This is a genomic window from Sphingobium sp. FG58 (assembly GCF_057809055.1).
In genome coordinates this window covers 179,404-197,812 of sequence record NZ_JBMDJF010000002.1, presented here as the reverse complement: position 1 = coordinate 197,812, position 18,409 = coordinate 179,404, and the positions used below count along the sequence as shown (strand labels likewise).

The window sequence follows — 18,409 nt, the reverse complement described above, 5'->3', positions numbered from 1 at the left end:
CTCATCAGGGCGCCGTTCTGCATTTTCATCATGGTCTGGCGGGTTAGCGCTTGTCGACCGGCACATAGTCGCGCTGCACCGGGCCGGTGTAGAGCTGCCGCGGGCGACCGATCTTCTGCGCTGGGTCCGAAATCATTTCGTTCCACTGCGCGACCCAGCCAACGGTGCGGGCAAGGGCGAAGAGAACGGTGAACATTTCGGTCGGGAAGCCGATGGCCGACAGGATCACGCCCGAATAGAAGTCGACGTTGGGAAACAGCTTCTTTTCGATGAAATAGGGATCGTTGAGCGCAATCTTTTCCAGTTCACGCGCGACGTCGAACACCGGATCAGTCACGCCCATCGTCGTGAGTACGTCCTCGGCGGTCTTTTGCATGACGATCGCGCGGGGATCGTAATTTTTATAGACGCGATGGCCAAAGCCCATCAGGCGGAACGGATCGTCCTTATTCTTGGCGCGGGCGATATATTCGGGGATGCGATCGACCGTGCCGATCTCGCGCAGCATGTTGAGCGCGGCTTCGTTCGCGCCGCCATGCGCGGGACCCCACAGGCAGGCGATACCGGCCGCGATGCAGGCGAAGGGATTGGCACCCGACGAACCGGCCAGACGCACCGTCGATGTCGACGCATTCTGCTCATGATCGGCATGGAGGGTGAAGATCTTGTCCATGGCGTCCACAATCACTGGATCGGGGACATATTCCTCTGCCGGGACCGAGAAGGTCATGCGCAGGAAGTTGGCGGTGTAGGACAGGTCGTTGCGCGGATAGACGAAGGGTTGGCCCACCGAATATTTATACGCCATCGCCGCAATCGTCGGCATCTTGGCGATCAGGCGGTGGCTGGCAATCCTGCGCTGCACCGGATCATTGATGTCGGTCGAGTCATGATAAAAGGCCGACAGCGCGCCGACGACACCGCACATGATCGCCATCGGATGGGCGTCGCGACGGAAGCCGCGATAGAAGGTCGTGAGTTGTTCATTGACCATCGTGTGGCGGGTGATCGTGCGGGTAAATTCGTCCAGTTCAGCCTTGGACGGCAGTTCGCCGTTCAGCAGCAAATAGCTGACTTCCATGAAGCTGGATTCTTCGGCCAGCTGGCCGATCGGATAGCCGCGATGCAGCAATATGCCTTCGTCACCGTCGATATAGGTCAGGCCGGATTCGCAGCTCGCCGTCGATGTGAAGCCCGGATCATAGGTGAACATGCCGGTATTGGCGTACAGCTTGCGCACATCGATGACCTGCGGGCCGACCGAACCGTCCATGACGGCATAGTCCTTGGTCTCTCCCCCGACGGTCAAAGTGGCTTTGTTATCCGACATATTGTTCTCCTTGTATGCCATCAGCCAACCGATGCGTGCCCAACATCGGTCAGCCGTTCCAAGCTTCCCTCTTTCCCCAGAAGGAAGAGGACATCAAAAATACCCGGCGAGACGGTGCGCCCGGTGAGTGCCGCCCGGAGCGGCTGCGCCACCTTGCCCAGCCCCAGGCCAGCATCCTCTGCCACGCGGCGAATTGCGTCCTCGATCGCTTCGACCGTCCATATTTGAACTGGCCGCAGAGCGTCGGCTGTCTTGCCCAGCAGCGCGCGCGCCGAGTCGTCTAGCAGAGCCAATGCCTTTTCGTCAAAATCCAGCGGGCAATTTTTGAACAGAAATTCGGCGCCCTCGGCAATTTCATTAAGCGTTTTGGCGCGCGGCTTGAGCGATGGCATGGCGGCCGTCAGCAAGGCGAGGCCAGTTTCGGGCAGGGCGCGGTCCAGACGTGCCGCGACGCGCGGCGCGACCAGCGCGGCCAGGCGCGCATCGTCCGCTTCGCGCAGATAATGGCCGTTGAGATTTTCCAGCTTCTTGATGTCGAAACGCGAAGGCGATCGGCCGACGCCGCTGATATCGAACAGCTCGATGGCGCGGGCGATGGGAATGATCTCCTCATCGCCATGGCCCCAGCCCAGCCGCAGCAGATAGTTCAGCACCGCTTCCGGCAGCATCCCCATATCGTCGCGATAAGCGTCGACGCCCAGCGCGCCATGGCGCTTGGACAGTTTTGCGCCGTCCGATCCGTGGATCAGCGGGATATGGGCATAGACCGGCTCTTCCCAATTCATCGCTCTTATGATGCATAGCTGGCGGAAGGCGTTGTTGAGATGATCGTCGCCGCGAATGACATGGGTGACGCCCATGTCGTTATCGTCGACCACTACGGCCAGCATATAGGTGGGCGTACCGTCCGATCGCAGCAGGATCATGTCGTCCAGCTCGGCATTCTGCACGACGACGCGGCCCTGGACCGCATCCTCGATCACCGTTTCGCCTTCGCGCGGGGCTTTCAGGCGGATGACAAAGGGTGCGCCTTCGGGCGCTTCGTCAGGCGAGCGGTCGCGCCAGCGGCCATCGTAGCGCATCGGCTGCTTGGCGGCACGCTGTTGTTCGCGCAGTTCGGCCAGTTCTTCCGGGGTCGCGTAGCATTTATAGGCATGGCCGTTCGCCAGCATCGCATTGGCGACTTCGGCATGGCGGAGCGTGCGGGCGAACTGGAACACCGCCGGTTCATCGCCACCCAGGCCCAGCCAGTCCAGCCCATCGAAAATCGCGGCGACCGCTTCATCGGTGGAGCGGGCGCGGTCGGTATCTTCGATCCGCAGCAGGAATTTGCCGCCATGGTGACGGGCGAACAGCCAGTTGAACAAAGCGGTGCGGGCGCCGCCGATATGCAGGAACCCGGTCGGCGATGGCGCGAAACGGGTCACCACCGGCTTGCTCATTCCCGTTGCACTTGCCGTCATATTCGCTGACATTCGTCCTGCCTGTTCCATGAATGCGTCGCCCCCTAGCATGGCTTTTGAGCCACGACAAACCTCCCTTTGGCGGGGGGCTGCGGCGTGGCCAGGCGGCGCGTTTGCCAGGCTGGAAAGCTGGCTGGAGGTGGAGCGCGAGCAGGTGCCGTTATGGGCGCCCATCGGGCTGGGGATCGGCATCACCGCCTGGTTCCTGTTGCCCGACAGGCTGGGGTGGCTGGCCTTTTGTTGCGGTGCGCTGGCGTTGGCGTGCGCGGGGGTGTTGTTGCCTGACGGCGCACGGGTGCGGCGGATGATCGTGGCGGGCGGGATGCTGGCCTGTATCGGTTGCGCGCTGATCTGGGGGAAGGCGGTGCTGCTGGGGCAGCCGCCACTGGCGCGGGCCGTCTTTACCGTGGTGACGGGTGAGGTGATGGCGGTTCGGCCCGTTCCCGCGCAAAAGATGGTGCGGGCGTTGCTGCGTCCGGTGGATGCGCCGGGCCTGCCAGCGGTGATCCGGGTCAACATAGCCGAGGCGGACGTTCCGGCGGGATTGGGCGAGGGGGCGGTGATCCGCTTTCGCGCGCGACTGATGCCGCCTGCGCCGCCCAGTGTGCCGGGTGGCTATGATTTTGCCGCGCGCGCCTATTTTCAGGGGATTGGCGCAACCGGCAAGGCGCTGCGCCCGGTGGAGGTTGTCCGCCCATCGACCGCCCCGCCACCGCTGCGGGCGCGCCTGTTCGCGCATATTCGCAAGCAGGTCGATGGCCCCGCGCAGGGCATTGCGGTCGCGCTGGCGACGGGGGATCAGGGCGCGATTGCGGAGGCGGACGCGGAGGCGATGCGGCGCAGCGGGTTGGCGCACCTGCTCTCGATCAGCGGGCTGCATGTGACCGCGCTGATCGGCGCAGTGATTTTCCTGCTGATGCGGGTGATGGCATTGAGCCAACGGGCGGCGCTCGACTGGCCGCTGATGCTGATCGCGGCGGCGGGAGGCGCGCTGGCGGGGATTGGCTATACGCTGCTGACAGGGGCGGAAGTGCCGACGTTGCGCTCCTGCATTGCCGCGCTGCTGGTGCTGGGCGGACTGGCGCTGGGGCGCGATGCGATCACGTTGCGGTTGGTGGCGGTGGGCGCACTGATCGTGCTTGCTTTCTGGCCCGAAGCGGTGACGGGGCCGAGTTTCCAGATGAGCTTTGCCGCGGTCACTGCACTGGTCGCCCTGGCCGAGCATCCGCGTTTTCGCGCATTTGCGAGTGCGCGGGACGAGGATTGGACGCGCAAGGCGGGGCGGGTGCTGGGCGCGACGCTGATGACCGGCATTGCGGTCGAACTGGTGTTGATGCCGATCGCGCTGTTCCATTTTCACAAAGCCGGGATGCTGGGCGCGTTTGCCAATCTGGTTGCGATTCCGCTGACCACCTTTGTCGTGATGCCGCTGGAGGCACTGGCGCTGCTGTTCGATCTGGTGGGTCTGGGCGCGCCCTTCTGGTGGATGACGGCGCAGGCGCTGAACCTGTTGCTGTTGATCGCGCATGGCGTGGCGGCGAGTCCGATGGCGACGATGCTGACGCCGGCGGTGCCATCCTGGCTGTTTGCCCTGATGATCGGTGGGCTGCTGTGGTGCCTGTTGTGGCGCAGCGGGTGGCGCTGGCTGGGGCTTGGGCCGGTGGTGATCGGTGTCGTGGGCATGTTGTTGCTGTCACCGCCCGACATATTGGTGACCGGCGATGGGCGTCATGTCGCGGTGCGGACGGCAGGCGGCGGGATGGCGTTGTTGCGCGCGGGGGCGGGGGATTATGTGCGCGATACGCTCGTGGAAAGTGCGGGCTATGACGGTCCGCTAGACGCGATGGCGGACCTGCCGCAGGCGCGCTGTTCGAAGGATTTATGTGCTGTCGGGATGCAGGCGGGCGGGCGGCGCTGGCATGTGCTGGCCACTCGCAGCGACATGCTGGTCGAACGGACCTTGTTCAGCAAGGAATGTGCCGCCGCCGATATTGTGATTGCCGATCGCGGACTGCCCACTTGGTGCCGTCCGCGCTGGTTGAAAATCGACCGGCGGCTCCTGGCGCGAACCGGCGGCATTGCCATCGACCTGGACGATGCGCGGGTCAGTACGGTGCGGGCGGCGGGCGACGCCCATCCCTGGATCGTCACGCCGCGCCGCCGCCCTCGTCGTCCTCAATTATAGCGGCGCAGCAGTCCTGCCAGCTTGCCCTGGATCCGCACCTGCCGCGAATCATAGAGTTGCGGTTCATAGGCGCTGTTGGCCGGGTCGAGCCGGACGCGCTGGCCTTCGCGGCGGAAATATTTGAGCGTGGCTTCTGCGTCATCGATCAGGGCGACGACGATCTGGCCCTCGCGGGCGGTGTCGGTGCGCTGGATCAGCGCGAAATCGCCGTCGAGAATGCCCGCTTCCATCATCGAATCGCCCGAAACTTCCAGCGCATAATGGTCGCCAGCCCCCAGCAAGGCGGCAGGGACGGACAACATATTCTGTCCCTCCATCGCCTCGATCGGGACGCCCGCAGCGATGCGGCCATGCAGCGGGATTTCGATCACATCATTGGCAGCGACGGGCAGGCTGGGGGCCAGTTGCGGCTTGGCCGGGGCAACCGGTGCCGGCGGCCGATGCATGGCGTCGGGGAGCTTCAGCACCTCCAGCGCGCGCGCGCGGTTGGGCAGGCGGCGGATGAAGCCGCGTTCCTCCAGCGCGTTGATGAGCCGGTGGATGCCGGACTTGGATCGCAGGTCGAGCGCATCCTTCATCTCCTCGAAAGAAGGAGACACACCGCCTTCCTCCAGCCGGGTCTGGATGAAACTCAGCAATTCCTGCTGCTTGAGGGTCAACATGCCTGCGGTCCTCCATGGAACGTATAAGGAACACATAGGAAACGGAAGGGGGCGAGTCAAGCGAGCAACATGTGGTCGTTCTTGTCGCCGATCCACCGCGTGAACGGCGGCACAACTGAAGCTTCAGTCCATCAGTGGCAGGATGGTGACCATGTCGCCCGTGGCCGCAGAAGGTGAGCCGGCCGGACGCAGGATCAGGCAGTCGGCCATTGCCATGGCGGCCGTTGCGGCGCTGTCCTGCGACGTGACCGAGACGATGCCAGCCTCGCCACGATAGGCGCGCAGATAATCGTCGCGATCGCCGGTGGCGGGTAGCGGCGCGGCAAGGCGCGCTTGTGTCATGCGCGGCAGCGGCGTGGTCGATCCGGCGCGATGGCGGACCAGCGGCAACAGGAACAGGGTCGCTGTGACGAAGGCCGATACCGGATTGCCGGGCAGACCCAGAAACACAGCATCGCCCAGCGTTCCGGCCATGAGCGGCTTGCCGGGCCGCATCCTGATCTTCCAGAAATCGAGCGCGCCGCCTGCTTGCGCAAAGGCGGGGCGGACCATGTCATGATCGCCGACCGATGCGCCGCCGGTGGAGACGATGATGTCCGCCGATGCCGCCCGTGTCAGCGCCGCCGTCATGGCGTCGAGATCATCGGGGACGATGCCCAGGTCGATGACGTCGCAGGGCAGGGCAGCCAGCATCGCCGCCAGCATTGCTGCGTTGGAGGAGGGCAGGCTGCCCGCCGGGGTCGGCGCGCCGGGCGGGACGAGTTCGTTGCCGGTGGAGATCAGCGCGACTTTAGGACGACGCCCCACAGGCAGCGCGCCATAGCCGCCCAGCACGGCCAGCGCGATGCAGGCGGGGGTGAGGGTGGTTCCTGCGGACAGCAACACAGTGTCGGTCGCGAAGTCCGATGCCGCCGGGCGGACGTTGCGGCCAACCGGCAAAGGATCGTCGCTGGCCGTCAGTCGATCGCCATCGCGGGTGGCATTTTCCTGGATCAGGATCGTGTCGGCTCCGGCGGGCAATGGAGCGCCGGTGAAGATGCGGCACGCCTCTCCTGGGGCCAGCGGGGCAGGGACGGAGCCGCCCGCCGCGCTTTCGCCGGTGACCCGCCATGGTCCGGGCCACTCGGTGGCGCGTACGGCATAGCCGTCCATCGCCGACAGATCGGCCCAGGGCTGGTTGCGCAGCGCCAGCACATCGCTTGCCAGCCAGCGCCCGGTGCAGGCGGCAATGGGCGCTTCCTCCGCAAGCAGTGGCGAGGCAAGCGCAAACAGGCGCGCCTGCGCTTCGGCGACGGGCAGCAGGCTCATGCCGCGCGCCAGTCGCCCGACTTACCGCCGCTCTTGGCGATCAGGCGGACATTGCCGATGATCATGCCCTTATCGATCGCCTTGGCCATGTCGTAGATGGTGAGCAGCGCGACCGACGCAGCGGTCAGCGCCTCCATCTCCACCCCGGTCTGGCCAGCGGTGCGGGCGGTGGCGGTGACGGTGACGCCGCTATCGTCCAGATCAAAGTCGATGTTGACGGCGCTCAGTGCGATCGGGTGGCAGAGCGGGATCAGGTCGGCGGTGCGCTTGGCCGCCATGATGCCCGCGACCCGCGCGACCGCCAGCACATCGCCCTTCTTGACCAGCCCCTGCGCGATCGCGGCGGCGGCGTCCGCGATCATGTCGATCCGGCCACTGGCAATCGCTTCGCGCGCGGTTACCGCCTTGGCCGACACATCGACCATGCGAGCCGCACCGTCGGCGTCGAGATGGGTGAGGCCGGTCACGCGCCAGTCAGCAGATTGAGCGTCGCCGCCTCGACATCGGCCTGCCGCATCAGCGTTTCGCCGACCAGGAAGCAGCGCACGCCATGATCGGCCATGGCGGTCAGGTCGGCATGGCTGGTGAGGCCGCTTTCGGCGACGAAAGTGTAACCCGCCGGTGCCTTGCTCACCAGTTCATAGGTGCGGGCGAAGTCGACGCTGAAGTCACGCAGGTCGCGGTTGTTCACGCCGATCAGGCGCGACCGCAATTTGAGCGCGCGCTCCATTTCCGCCTCGTCATGCACTTCGATCAGCGCATCCATGCCCAGGCCGAGCGCTGCATCCTCAATCTCCGCCATTTGCCCGTCGTCCAGTGCGGCGACGATGATCAGGATGGCGTCCGCGCCGAGCGAACGGCTTTCGAGGATCTGCCAGGGATCGACGATGAAATCCTTGCGCAGCACGGGGATGGCGCAGGCGGAGCGGGCGGCCATCAGATAATCGTCATGGCCCTGAAAATAAGGCTCGTCGGTCAGCACCGACAGGCAGGCCGCGCCGCCGGCCGCATAGGCCTGGGCATGGGCAGGGGGATCGAAATCTGCGCGGATCAGGCCTTTGGACGGGCTGGCTTTCTTGATCTCCGCGATCAGGCCGAAACCGGAAAGGGCGGCGTCGTCCAGCGCCTTGCGGAAACCGCGTGGGGGTGTCTGTTCGCTGGCGCGAGCGTGGAGCGACGACAGCGACGTTATGGCCTTGCGCCGGGCGACATCCTCACGCTTGAAATCGCAAATTTCGATCAGCTTGTTGGTCATTGATAGATAATCCAGCAATTGAGCAGGGCGTTGGCAAGGCCACGGTCGATCGTCTCGGCCGCTTCCTCTACGCCTTCCTTAAGATCGGCCACCGCATCGGCCACGACAAGGGCAGCGGCGGCGTTGAGCAGCACCGCGTCGCGATAGGCACCCGGTTCGCCTTGCAGCAGCGCGCGCAGGGCAGCGGCATTATGGGCCGCGTCGCCACCCCGGATAGCGTCGACCGGGTGGGTGGCGAGGCCCAGATCGGCGGCGGACAGGCGGCGCATCGCAACGACCCCATGGCCCGCGACTTCGGCGATGTCGTTGCCGCCCGCCAGCGACAATTCGTCCAGCCCCTCGTCCCCCGACACGATCATCGCGCGATCGACGCCGAGTTCGGCCAGCGCCTGGGCATAGATGGGGACATAAGCGGGGCGGGCGATGCCGACGAGCTGGCGGCGCACCCCGGCGGGATTGGCGAGCGGTCCCATCAGGTTGAAGATGGTGCGTTCGCCGATCGCCTTGCGGATCGGGCCGAGACGCTTGAGCGCGGGGTGGTAATTTTGCGCGAACAGGAAACAGATGCCGATCTCCGCCAGCGTCTTTTCAGCGCTGGCGGCGGCGCGGTCGAGACTGAGGCCCAGCGCTTCGAGCGTGTCGGCGGCGCCTGCCTTGGACGACGCAGCGCGGTTGCCATGTTTGGCTACGGGCACGCCAGCAGCTGCGACGACGAGCGAGACGGCGGTCGAGACGTTGAGGGTATGATGCCCGTCCCCCCCCGTGCCGCAGACGTCGATCGCGCCAGCAGGGGCCGTGACCGGGATCATCCGGGCGCGCATGGCGCGGGCGGCCGCCGCAATCTCGATCGCCGTTTCGCCGCGCCGGGCCATGGTGACGAGGAAAGCGGCGATGTCGGCTTCGGGCAGGTCGGCGTCGAACAGCAGGTCGAAGGCGCGGGCGGCGGCCTGCGCGTCGAGGGGTTGGGAAGGATCGGGCAGGCTGGTCATCGCGCTTGCCTTAGGCATGGGTGAGACGCGAAGTCGAGAGGCTGCGCGCGCCCCGCATCGCACTTTTTGCAAGCCGGCGCCGTTCAGGCGATCGCCGGCGTCCGCACGGGTGGCGCGCTTTCGATGCGATTGCGCCCAAGTTGCTTGGCGCAATAGAGCGCCCGATCCGCGGTGCGAACCAGGTCCGGCCAATCGATGGCATCCTGATCGAGGACGCTGATCCCCATGCTGATCGTGCAGTGCAGGGTTCCGCCATCGTCCAGGGGGAAGGGCAAGCATTCGACAGCGGCGCGCAGGCGTTCCGCCACGTTATACGCATCCTCATGCGAGGCTCCGGGCAGAAGGACCATGAACTCCTCGCCGCCGACGCGCGCGACCAGATCCCCCTCACGCATGTTGGCCGCCAGCGCTTTGGCGATGCCCACCAGCACCTCGTCCCCGACGCCATGGCCGAACCTGTCGTTGACCGATTTGAAATGATCGACATCGATCATCAGCAACCCGACGGGTGTGTGCTGCGTCATGGCAAACTCTGCCTGCCGCTGTCCCCGATGCCACATCACGCGCCGGTTCGGAATACCGGTCAGGGGATCCTGCTGTGCCTGTTCCAGCAATGCCTGGTCCAGCTGACGGGCTATCATCCAAAGATAGCCAGGCGTCACGACGAAGGTCAGCACGATCCGGGCGATAAGGGCGAAGGGGGTGGTGGGATCCCAATCCACTGCGGCGAAATGGCTGCTGATCCACCACGCCGTGCGACTGACGAGCATGAGCGCCCAGGAAAAGTGAAATATGCCACCAATGGTGGAGGCGGGGCGCATGTAGGACGGGGCATGGCGAAGCAACTGCCACCCGGCGCCGATCGTCACGATCGCGCGCGCCGAGGCACCGAGCGGAACCATGATCGCCATGTTTGCGCCGTGCCGCGCGTATAGGCCGATTTCCACCATGATCAACAGTAAAGCTGGCGCAATCACCCATAGCCTTGATCGCGGACGCCGTAGAAACAGCAGGACAGCGATATAGGCCGTGATAGAACCTGCGTCGATCAGCAGATTGGCGATCAGGGATTCCACCAGAGGGGGGGCGGAAAAAAGATAGTAGGACAAAAGCAGCAGAAAGCCCAGCGCGAAGAATATGTTGCTGGCGGTCCATGCTGTCAGGCCACGGGCATTGGGCATGCCGGCGCGCACGAACAGCATCACGACGGCCGATACGAGACTGAGCAGGAAATTGATGAATATCAGCGTCGCGCCGTCGAAGAGTTCCGCAATGGCAAGCACCGAACAACGCCCTCCCTGCGAAGCCGCTTCGCTTGGATCGGGCCTGCCCGCCTGATTTTGGCAGATATTCCTGCCTGGGTGGACATGCACTAGGAGCGATAGACGCGGCTGCGATCGTCAGGGTGGTAGCGCATAATGCTTAATCAATTATGCGGGACGTTGCGCCGACTGTGGCGGGGCGCCGTTGCCGGCGTAGCTGCGATCAGGCGGCTTCGCGTTCCCGCACTGGCAGACCAGCGATCTTCATGAAATTGGCCAGCATGTCATGGCCATGTTCGGTGGCGATGCTTTCGGGGTGGAACTGGACTGAATGGATCGGCAGGGTCGCGTGGCGGAAGCCCATGACCGACCCGTCCTCGCTGGTCGCGTTGACGACCAGACTGCCCGGAATATCCTCGACAATCAGCGAGTGATAGCGGGTCGCGGTGAAGGGGGAGGGGATACCGGCGAACAGGCCGGTGCCGTCATGGGTAACGGGCGATGTCTTGCCATGCATCAGGCCGCCGCGCACGACCTTGCCGCCGAAATGCTGGCCGATCGCCTGATGGCCGAGGCACACGCCCAGCAAAGGGGCGCCCGCGTCCGCGCAGGCGGCGACGAGATCAAGGCTGACGCCCGCTTCATTGGGGGTGCAGGGACCGGGCGATAGCAGAAAGGCCTTCGCCCCGCTGGACAGCGCCTGGCCCGCTGAAATGGCGTCGTTGCGGACGACCTCCACCCGCGCGCCCAGTTCCATCAGATAATGGACCAGGTTCCAGGTGAAGCTGTCATAATTGTCGATGACGAGGATCATGGGATCAGGGCTATAGAGAGGCGGGGCGGCAAGGGGAAGCGGGCTGCGCCATAAATGTCGCGACGGGGACACATGCCTCTGCTAGGGCCGGTCCATCGACGCGAACCCTGCCCGCAAGCATTCGCGTGACCGAGAGACGCCCAGCGCTCCCGCTTGCCAGCAAGGCGCTTTCTCTTGGATCATATCATCCGTCTTTCCATCATCACTGTCGTGAGCCGCGCCGCATGAGCCGCGCGATCAACATCAATGCGCCGCTGGCCGATGTGCAGGCGCTCTGCACCAAGCACGCACTGGCCGTATCGACCATCGAAGCGCTGACATCGGGCGGCACCCGCGTGGTGATGCTGAACCCAGATGGGGCCGACCGGATGCGCGACCTCATGAAAACCAAGCTGATCGAGTCGCCGGTCGTGCGGTCCTCACTGCATCTGGCGCGTCAGCCGCGTTCGGTGCTGCGCTAGAGCGGCACCTCCCCCCTCCGTTCGGGCTGAGCCTGTCGAAGCCTTGTCCTTCTTCTCAAGAAGTACAGCCCTTCGACAAGCTCAGGGAGACCGGATTTTTTTGGACGGTGGTCGCTTACAAAGCCCAGGCGAAATCTATCCGGGTTTCGCCGGTCTGCCGCCCCTCCGCGTCATAGCGGCGTTCGGCGATCATCCCCTGTCCAGTGCGGTCAATCGTGATGATCGTGCTGCATCGCGTGCCGTAGATGGCATCGCGGATGAAGATGGGGGATGGCTCGGCTTCCGGTGTAGTGTCGTCGGGCAGGGTTTCGGTGCGCAGGGCTGTGAACAGCAGCGCCGGATCATCCTGCTCCGTCGCCAGCCAGTCGGCCAGCATCGCGTTCAATTGCTGCGTTTTGGGCCAGGGCGTATCGAACGGGCCGTTCGACAGGCCGATAATGCCGGGGGGCAGGTCGATCGCGTCAGGCTGGGGCCGGTTGGTCAACAGTCGGGCGCGGTGCCGATCCACCGCGATCAGGCTGAACGGGTTGAAATCGTCCAGTGCCGCCAGCGTCGGCGCGGCATAAGCTCCATCGCCCGTCAGCATATCCGTCACCAGCGCGCCGCGCGAGGCGCGGTCGGGATGGGCCAGGCCATAGCCGCGCTGATTGGTGACGACCGCCATGCGGCCGGTATCGGACACACCAGCCCATGTGCCGCCCGATTGCAGGTCACGTCCCGCGATGATGCCGGGCCGGTCATCCCATTGCGCCAGCGCGGCGGAGGGGCGAACATGATGTTCGTCGCGATTGCCCGCCATCACCAGATGCCAGCGCGGATGGGCCGCCCATGCCATTGTCACGATACACATGGGCTTTCCCTTATGCGGCGGCTTGAAAAGGCGCAACTTTACGCCCATATGGGTCGGGCCGGGTTCGCCCGGCTATGGTGATAAAGTGTGTCGTATAATAGACGCAGCGGACCCGGGGGCAGTACCCGGCGGTTCCACCACATATCCCGGCTGGCAGAGATGCTCGACGGGATGTCTGACGGGGCCGAACTAGGATCGACGTGTGTTCAAAGGCGATATTTTTACCCGGCCCGTGTAAGCCGTTAAACTGTGCAAAACTCATAAGTGCCAACGATAACGAAGCACTCGCCATTGCAGCGTGAATGAGGGCCTAACGGCCTGACCTCACTCTAAAATAGCGCGGTTGAACCCACCGGGCAACAGAAGGGAATTCAGCGGCCTCCGGGAGGGCCGGGCAACAGAACCTCCCGGACCTTCTTCATTTTTGTTGTCCTGCATCGCTGGCGTCGTTTGGTCGATCGCCTGGCGCGGCGAGCCTGTCTCGACATGCGTAGAAGAGCGCCTGATGATTGCCGGTGCTGATGCACCGAGGGCCCATTTCCGAACAAACCCCTGCTGCGCGAATCGGTATCGACTCTGACTGTCTATTCAATTACACTTTTATGACAGTATGAAGAAAAAATCATAAGCATCTGTTTTAACAGAAAACAAAATCCTTTTTCAGCAACCGAACCGCTATTGCGCTACTGTCATCATAGTGAAATAATCATCGCTATAGTTAGAAGGTTTTGCTGGAGAAAATATGATGCTGAAGGTCGCCCTCATCGCCGGTTTTGCCCTGGCTTGCGTCACTCCCGCCATGGCGCAGGGCGCGTCGGAGGATGTGATCGTTGTCGGCGTTCCCGATGGCGGTCTGGCTGCGCGTGACCTGACGGCAGGCCAGTTTGAAAAGGCTGCCAAGCGGCTGAAGGCCGTGTGGCCCGACAGCGCCAATGATCCCGCGCGCCTCATCAATCTGGGTAATGCCTATGCGGGCATGGGCCGTGTGGCTGACGCGCACTCGGCCTATAAGTCCGCGCGCTTCTCGCCCGAAATGACCCTGGTACTGGCAGACGGCAGCGAACAGTCGTCACGCGACGTCGCGCGGCGGGCGATGAGCCGCCTGACGCCGGTTTATGCGTCGCGCTGATCGAAGCGCTTTATTTCAGGCGATTATGGCGGGGCGTCATGCGCAATGGCGCCCTTGTCATGAAACTATAACGCAAGTCACTAAACTGTAATTTTAGTGACGCCATTTCGTCACCAAAACAGAACAAGCCTGTCACCGGACGTCCCTAACTGCCCCTTCGGAGGGCGACAGGGGGCGTTGTCCGAATCATATCCCCTGCGCTCCGCATAGCAACAAACCCGGTGTCCACCGGAGCGGAGACGACATGGCCAAGATTAACCGTATCCACACGATCCTGATGGCGAGCTGCGCCTGCGTAGGCCTGAGCGCCTGCGGTGCAGACGACATCGCTTCGCCGGGCGAGGGCACCATTGTCATCCCCGCGCCGACGCCGGCGCCAACGCCGACCCCCACGCCGACCCCCACGCCCACCGGCGTGACTCCGGCCGCCAACTGCCCGACCATTGCCGGCGCGGTGCAGCTGACGGACCTGGGCACCATTTCCGATGGTGGCAATACGTGGCGCAATTGCGGTTTCCCCGCACGCTTCACCAGCTCGACCGCGATCGCCAAGGTGGCGGGCGTCATCTATTCGCTGCCCGGCCGCGTCGATGTCGGTACCGATCAGGGTGCCGCCAGCACCAACACTGACGTCACGCTGACGATCGACCCGGGCGTCACCATCTTCGCCGCCACCGGCAACGCCTATCTGGCGGTCAATCGCGGCAACAAAATCAACGCCGTCGGCACCGCTTTGCAGCCGATCGTTTTCACCAGCCGTGAAAATGTGCTGGGCACCGCGACCGACCAGTCGTCGGGCCAGTGGGGCGGCGTCGTACTGCTTGGCCGTGCGAAGATAACCGACTGTCTGGCCCCGGCCGCAGCACCCGGCACCACCGCGTGCGAGCGTGATACCGAAGGCAGCAGCGGCGCGCTTTATGGTGGCGCGAACGATGCCGACAGTTCGGGTCGCATGTCCTATGTCCAGATCCGCTATTCGGGCTTTGCTCTTGCGGGCGGTAGCGAATTGCAGGGCCTCACCCCGTCGGGCGTCGGCACCGGTACGGTGATCGACCATATCCAGGTCCACAACAGCTCGGACGACGGTATCGAAGCCTTTGGCGGCAACGTCCACTTCAAACATTTGGTGCTGACCGGCAACGAGGACGACAATTTCGACTCCGACGTCGGCTATCGCGGCACCGTGCAATATGTCATCAGCGCCCAGCGTGCGAACAACGACATTGGCGACGGTTTCCTCGAAACCGACTCCAACGGTGGTTCGGCGGCCAATAATGGTGAGGACGCACTGCCCCGCCAGTATCTGAAGATGGCCAACTTCACCTATATCCAGCGTTCTACCACGGGCAGCAATGGCGCGGCCATGCTGCTGCGCGGTGGTGCGGACCTGGCGCTGGTGAACGGCATCATCGTATCGCCGACCAACAGCTGCCTGCGCATCGACAGCACGACCACGACCCGCGACGCCGACACGGCGCTGCAGGATGCCGGCAAGCCGCGCTACATCTCGGTCGTGATGCAGTGCAACAGCACGCCGTATAAGGGCAGCCGTGGCGTCGATGCCGCAGCCGTTCAGTCGATCTTCGAAGCCGGTGCCAACAGCACGATCAGCTACACCCCGTCGCTGACCAGCCTGTTCATCAACGGTGCGACCGAAACCGCGCGCACCGCGGTTGACCCCAAGACGATCGACGCTGCCTTCACCACCACCAACTATATCGGTGCGGTCAAGGACAGCAGCGACACCTGGTATGCCGGCTGGACCTGCAATTCGGTGACCGCCAACTTCGGCACCACCAGCAAGGACTGCACGGCGATCCCGACGACCTGATCGGACCCACGACCTCAACAGGGGCGGGGGAGCGTGGTGTCGCGCTTCCCCGCCTTCTTTGCACTACAATTCCCAAAGGGGGACCCCTAGCATGTCGAAGCCGCTCAGCCTGGCGCGCCTGCTCCTGATTTCATCCGCCCTGGTCGCACCTAGTGCCATGGCGCAAACCGACCCGGCCGCCACGACCGGCACGGACGCTGGCGGTGCCGTTACATCCGGCACGCCAACCGCCGCCGAACAGGCCGATTCCGATGCCGGCAATGTCGACGTGTCGATCCCCGGCGCGGACATCGTCGTCACCGGTCGCCGCACCACCAACGTGTCGCAGGCCGCCCCGCAGGTCGTGAACGTCCTGTCGGCCGCCGACATCAAGCGCACGGGCGAGGGCGATATCGCCGGGTCGCTCCAGCGCGTCACTGGCCTGTCGGTCGTGTCTGGCGGCTATGTGTATGTCCGCGGCCTGGGAGATCGCTATTCGCTCGCGCTGCTCAACGGGTCGCCGCTGCCAAGCCCCGAACCCTTGAAGCGCGTCGTTCCGCTTGACCTGTTCCCGACCAGCGTGATCGCATCGACGCTGGTGCAAAAGACCTTCTCGGCCAACTTCCCCGGTGAATTTGGCGGCGGCGTCATCAACCTGACGACCAAGGCGATTCCTGCCGAAAGCTATCTGGAAATCGGCTTTGGCAGTTCGGCCAATACCGAAACGTCGGGGCAATTGGGCTATACCCATTATGGCTCCAAGTCCGACTGGACGGGCTTTGACGACAGTTCGCGCGACGTGCCGCCGCTGCTCAAGCAGGCGATCGGCAGCGGTGTTCCGTTCGCCAATATCGGCCGGACCGACCAGCAGGCGATTGCCATGCAGTTCCTGAACGCCGACACGTCGGTCGTGCAGCGGACCAACAGCCTGCCGTTCAACTTCTCTGGCTCGATCAACGCGGGTACGGCGGTCGATGTCGGCAGCGACGGACGGCTGGGCGTGATCGCCACGGCATCCTACAGCAACAAGTGGCGCACCCGCGACAATCTGCAACAGGCATCGCTCGATGTCGGGGCAGGGGCTGGCAAAAGCTATCAGCAGGTCAGCACCGATAACGAGATTACGGTTAACGGCCTGCTGGGCGTCGGGCTGGAACTGGGCGACCAGAAGCTGCGCTGGACCAACCTCTATATCCGCGACACCACCAAGCGCAGCGCGCTGGCGGTGGGCCGCAATGACGGCACCATTCAGGATGCCGATTTCCTGCAGCAGAATACCGCCTGGTATGAGCGGCAGTTGATCGACACCCAGTTGGTCGGTGAATTCAAATTCTCTGATGCCCTCAGCCTCGACGTGCGTGGCGGCTTTGCCAATTCGCAGCGCGAAGCCCCCTATGAGCGCGAATTTGTCTATGTGCGCACCAATCGCGACCTGGCGACCGATCCGGTTGGCGACCGTTTCGTCAATGCGCTCAATCGCCAGCGCGGCGACGCATCGGCCACGTTCAGCGATCTCAACGAAGATTTGTGGTTTGCCGGCGCCGACTGGAGCTACAAGGTTGCGCCAGGCTTCTCGCTGACGGCGGGCTATGCCTTCAACGACACCAAGCGTCGTTCGTCGCGCTACGAACTGCATTTCGATGCCGTCAACCTGCCGATACCCGTGCAGCAGCTGCGCCCCGACTATCTGCTGTCGGACGCGACGATCCAGCTATACGATATCGGCCTGCTCGAATTTTCGGGCAACTATCCGGTCTATGACGCGGCGCTGCGCACCCATGCGGGCTATGCCCAGGTGCAGGCGGACCTGTTTGCGGGTCTTTCCGTCAACGCAGGCGTTCGCTACGAAAAGGGCGAAATGTCGGTAACGGGCGTCGATGTGTACAGCACCGGGCTGACCCCGTTCAACGAAATCCGCAAGGATTACTGGCTGCCCGCCGTGACCTTCACGCTCGAAGCGGCCAAGGGTCTCCAGTTGCGCGCCAGCGGGTCCAAGACCATCGCCCGTCCGCAATTCCGCGAGTTGATCGCCCAGCCTTATCTCGACACCGAATCCAACCGCTTCTTCCGCGGCAACCCGTTCCTTCAGGACAGCCAGTTGTGGAATGCGGACATCCGGGCCGAATGGTATATGGGCAAGGACGAACGGATCACGGCGGCGGCCTTCTACAAGAAGATCGAAAATCCGATCGAAACCTACACGACCATCACCGACACCTATAATGTCACGACCAGCTTCGCCAATGCGCCCGAAGCGACGCTCTATGGCGCGGAGCTGGAAGTGCAGAAATATATACCGCTGGATGGCGTGTCGGATTCCAGCTTCTTCGGCAGCCGCCGCATCACACTGATCGGCAACTATACCTATACCCAGTCGAAGCTGAAGGTTGGGGCGGATGACACCACCATCCCCTATACCTACACCACCGGTGAGCCGCCGGCGGCGTCCGACTTCTTCCTGAACGGCGTGCCGCTGACGGGCCAGTCGGACCATCTGGTCAACCTGCAACTGGGGCTGGAAGATACCGACACGCTGTCGCAGCAGACATTGCTGCTGACCTATGCCAGCGACCGCGTCACCAGCCGTGGCCCGAACCTGCAACCCGACATCAAGGAACGGCCGGGCGTTCAGCTCGACTTCGTGGCGCGGCAGGGGGTCAAGCTGCCCGGCGGCATCAACAGCGAAGTCAAGTTCGAGGCGCGCAACATATTGGGCCGCAAGTTCCAGGAATTCCAGGAACAGGACGGCAACCGCGTCTATTATAACCGCTACAAGATCGGCACGACCATCGCTGCGTCGATGACGGTAGCCTTCTGATATGAACGGGGCCGCGTGCGCGCGGCCCCGTGCGACGCAGGCGACCGGTCTGTTTCAGGCGGGCCGGTCGTTT

Annotated in this window: 15 protein-coding genes and 1 other RNA gene; 6 read left to right on the top strand and 10 right to left on the bottom strand. The window is 63.8% G+C overall.

The features are described from left to right. Positions 1-43 precede the first annotated feature (43 nt). Both ACODR8_RS03715 and gltX read right to left on the bottom strand, forming a co-directional pair. Positions 44-1,330, bottom strand: a complete 1,287-nt coding sequence (locus ACODR8_RS03715; RefSeq protein ID WP_489006010.1) for a citrate synthase — start codon at positions 1,328-1,330, stop codon at positions 44-46. Positions 1,331-1,350: 20 nt separating this feature from the next. Next, positions 1,351-2,772 (bottom strand): glutamate--tRNA ligase, encoded by a 1,422-nt coding sequence (gene gltX, locus ACODR8_RS03710; protein WP_489006182.1) that lies wholly within the window; start codon positions 2,770-2,772, stop codon positions 1,351-1,353. A gap of 70 nt (positions 2,773-2,842) precedes the next feature. On the opposite strand from gltX, the gene ACODR8_RS03705 reads away from it, so the two are divergent. Beyond that, positions 2,843-4,978: a ComEC/Rec2 family competence protein gene (locus tag ACODR8_RS03705; RefSeq protein WP_489006009.1), complete on the top strand. Its 2,136-nt coding sequence runs from the start codon at positions 2,843-2,845 to the stop codon at positions 4,976-4,978. On the opposite strand, the gene lexA is transcribed toward ACODR8_RS03705, so the two are convergent. The 7 genes from lexA to ACODR8_RS03670 form a co-directional block, all read right to left on the bottom strand. Then, the gene (gene lexA, locus ACODR8_RS03700) at positions 4,969-5,640 is read right to left on the bottom strand and encodes a transcriptional repressor LexA (protein WP_489006008.1); all 672 of its coding nucleotides are present in this window, start codon (positions 5,638-5,640) and stop codon (positions 4,969-4,971) included. The two genes, ACODR8_RS03705 and lexA, sit on opposite strands and share 10 nt — an antisense overlap. A gap of 123 nt (positions 5,641-5,763) precedes the next feature. Then, positions 5,764-6,948 (bottom strand): molybdopterin molybdotransferase MoeA, encoded by a 1,185-nt coding sequence (locus ACODR8_RS03695; RefSeq protein ID WP_489006007.1) that lies wholly within the window; start codon positions 6,946-6,948, stop codon positions 5,764-5,766. Continuing rightward, complete coding sequence (gene moaC / locus ACODR8_RS03690; RefSeq protein WP_489006006.1) at positions 6,945-7,415, bottom strand: cyclic pyranopterin monophosphate synthase MoaC; 471 nt, start codon at positions 7,413-7,415, stop codon at positions 6,945-6,947. Before moaC ends, ACODR8_RS03695 begins: the two co-directional genes overlap by 4 nt. Then, positions 7,412-8,203 carry an indole-3-glycerol phosphate synthase TrpC gene (gene trpC, locus ACODR8_RS03685; RefSeq protein ID WP_489006005.1) on the bottom strand — a complete coding sequence of 264 codons (792 nt, stop codon included), beginning with the start codon at positions 8,201-8,203 and terminating at the stop codon, positions 7,412-7,414. Before trpC ends, moaC begins: the two co-directional genes overlap by 4 nt. Next, on the bottom strand, positions 8,200-9,192 hold the full coding sequence (gene trpD, locus ACODR8_RS03680) for an anthranilate phosphoribosyltransferase (RefSeq protein WP_489006004.1): 993 nt from the start codon (positions 9,190-9,192) through the stop codon (positions 8,200-8,202). The genes trpC and trpD overlap by 4 nt, the downstream gene beginning before the upstream one ends. Before the next feature lie 83 nt (positions 9,193-9,275). After that, positions 9,276-10,475 carry a GGDEF domain-containing protein gene (locus ACODR8_RS03675; protein ID WP_489006003.1) on the bottom strand — a complete coding sequence of 400 codons (1,200 nt, stop codon included), beginning with the start codon at positions 10,473-10,475 and terminating at the stop codon, positions 9,276-9,278. A gap of 202 nt (positions 10,476-10,677) precedes the next feature. After that, on the bottom strand, positions 10,678-11,268 hold the full coding sequence (locus ACODR8_RS03670) for an anthranilate synthase component II (RefSeq protein WP_489006002.1): 591 nt from the start codon (positions 11,266-11,268) through the stop codon (positions 10,678-10,680). Positions 11,269-11,492: 224 nt separating this feature from the next. Between ACODR8_RS03670 and ACODR8_RS03665 the strand changes: the two genes are divergently transcribed. Continuing rightward, the gene (locus ACODR8_RS03665; RefSeq protein WP_119743824.1) at positions 11,493-11,729 is read left to right on the top strand and encodes a hypothetical protein; all 237 of its coding nucleotides are present in this window, start codon (positions 11,493-11,495) and stop codon (positions 11,727-11,729) included. Positions 11,730-11,844: 115 nt separating this feature from the next. On the opposite strand, the gene ACODR8_RS03660 is transcribed toward ACODR8_RS03665, so the two are convergent. Then, positions 11,845-12,579 (bottom strand): NRDE family protein, encoded by a 735-nt coding sequence (locus tag ACODR8_RS03660; RefSeq protein WP_489006001.1) that lies wholly within the window; start codon positions 12,577-12,579, stop codon positions 11,845-11,847. Positions 12,580-12,597: 18 nt separating this feature from the next. On the opposite strand from ACODR8_RS03660, the gene ssrA reads away from it, so the two are divergent. From ssrA to ACODR8_RS03640, 4 genes are all read left to right on the top strand, one after another. After that, positions 12,598-12,953: a transfer-messenger RNA gene (gene ssrA / locus ACODR8_RS03655) on the top strand. 371 nt (positions 12,954-13,324) lie between these two features. Beyond that, a complete protein-coding gene (locus ACODR8_RS03650) occupies positions 13,325-13,708 on the top strand; it encodes a tetratricopeptide repeat protein (RefSeq protein WP_489006181.1) in 384 nt (127 codons plus the stop codon). 244 nt (positions 13,709-13,952) lie between these two features. Further along, a complete protein-coding gene (locus ACODR8_RS03645) occupies positions 13,953-15,539 on the top strand; it encodes a hypothetical protein (protein ID WP_489006000.1) in 1,587 nt (528 codons plus the stop codon). Between the two features lie 91 nt (positions 15,540-15,630). Continuing rightward, the gene (locus ACODR8_RS03640; RefSeq protein WP_489005999.1) at positions 15,631-18,336 is read left to right on the top strand and encodes a TonB-dependent receptor domain-containing protein; all 2,706 of its coding nucleotides are present in this window, start codon (positions 15,631-15,633) and stop codon (positions 18,334-18,336) included. Positions 18,337-18,409 lie beyond the last annotated feature (73 nt).

Excerpts from the sequence above, each read along its gene's own strand:
- ACODR8_RS03715 (WP_489006010.1), bottom strand. The coding sequence starts at position 1,330 with ATGTCGGATAACAAAGCCACTTTGACCGTCGGGGGAGAGACCAAGGAC.
- gltX (WP_489006182.1), bottom strand. The coding sequence starts at position 2,772 with ATGAGCAAGCCGGTGGTGACCCGTTTCGCGCCATCGCCGACCGGGTTC.
- ACODR8_RS03705 (WP_489006009.1), top strand. The coding sequence starts at position 2,843 with ATGGCTTTTGAGCCACGACAAACCTCCCTTTGGCGGGGGGCTGCGGCG.
- lexA (WP_489006008.1), bottom strand. The coding sequence starts at position 5,640 with ATGTTGACCCTCAAGCAGCAGGAATTGCTGAGTTTCATCCAGACCCGG.
- ACODR8_RS03695 (WP_489006007.1), bottom strand. The coding sequence starts at position 6,948 with ATGAGCCTGCTGCCCGTCGCCGAAGCGCAGGCGCGCCTGTTTGCGCTT.
- trpC (WP_489006005.1), bottom strand. The coding sequence starts at position 8,203 with ATGACCAACAAGCTGATCGAAATTTGCGATTTCAAGCGTGAGGATGTC.
- trpD (WP_489006004.1), bottom strand. The coding sequence starts at position 9,192 with ATGACCAGCCTGCCCGATCCTTCCCAACCCCTCGACGCGCAGGCCGCC.
- ACODR8_RS03670 (WP_489006002.1), bottom strand. The coding sequence starts at position 11,268 with ATGATCCTCGTCATCGACAATTATGACAGCTTCACCTGGAACCTGGTC.
- ACODR8_RS03665 (WP_119743824.1), top strand. The coding sequence starts at position 11,493 with ATGAGCCGCGCGATCAACATCAATGCGCCGCTGGCCGATGTGCAGGCG.
- ACODR8_RS03660 (WP_489006001.1), bottom strand. The coding sequence starts at position 12,579 with ATGTGTATCGTGACAATGGCATGGGCGGCCCATCCGCGCTGGCATCTG.
- ACODR8_RS03650 (WP_489006181.1), top strand. The coding sequence starts at position 13,325 with ATGCTGAAGGTCGCCCTCATCGCCGGTTTTGCCCTGGCTTGCGTCACT.
- ACODR8_RS03645 (WP_489006000.1), top strand. The coding sequence starts at position 13,953 with ATGGCCAAGATTAACCGTATCCACACGATCCTGATGGCGAGCTGCGCC.
- ACODR8_RS03640 (WP_489005999.1), top strand. The coding sequence starts at position 15,631 with ATGTCGAAGCCGCTCAGCCTGGCGCGCCTGCTCCTGATTTCATCCGCC.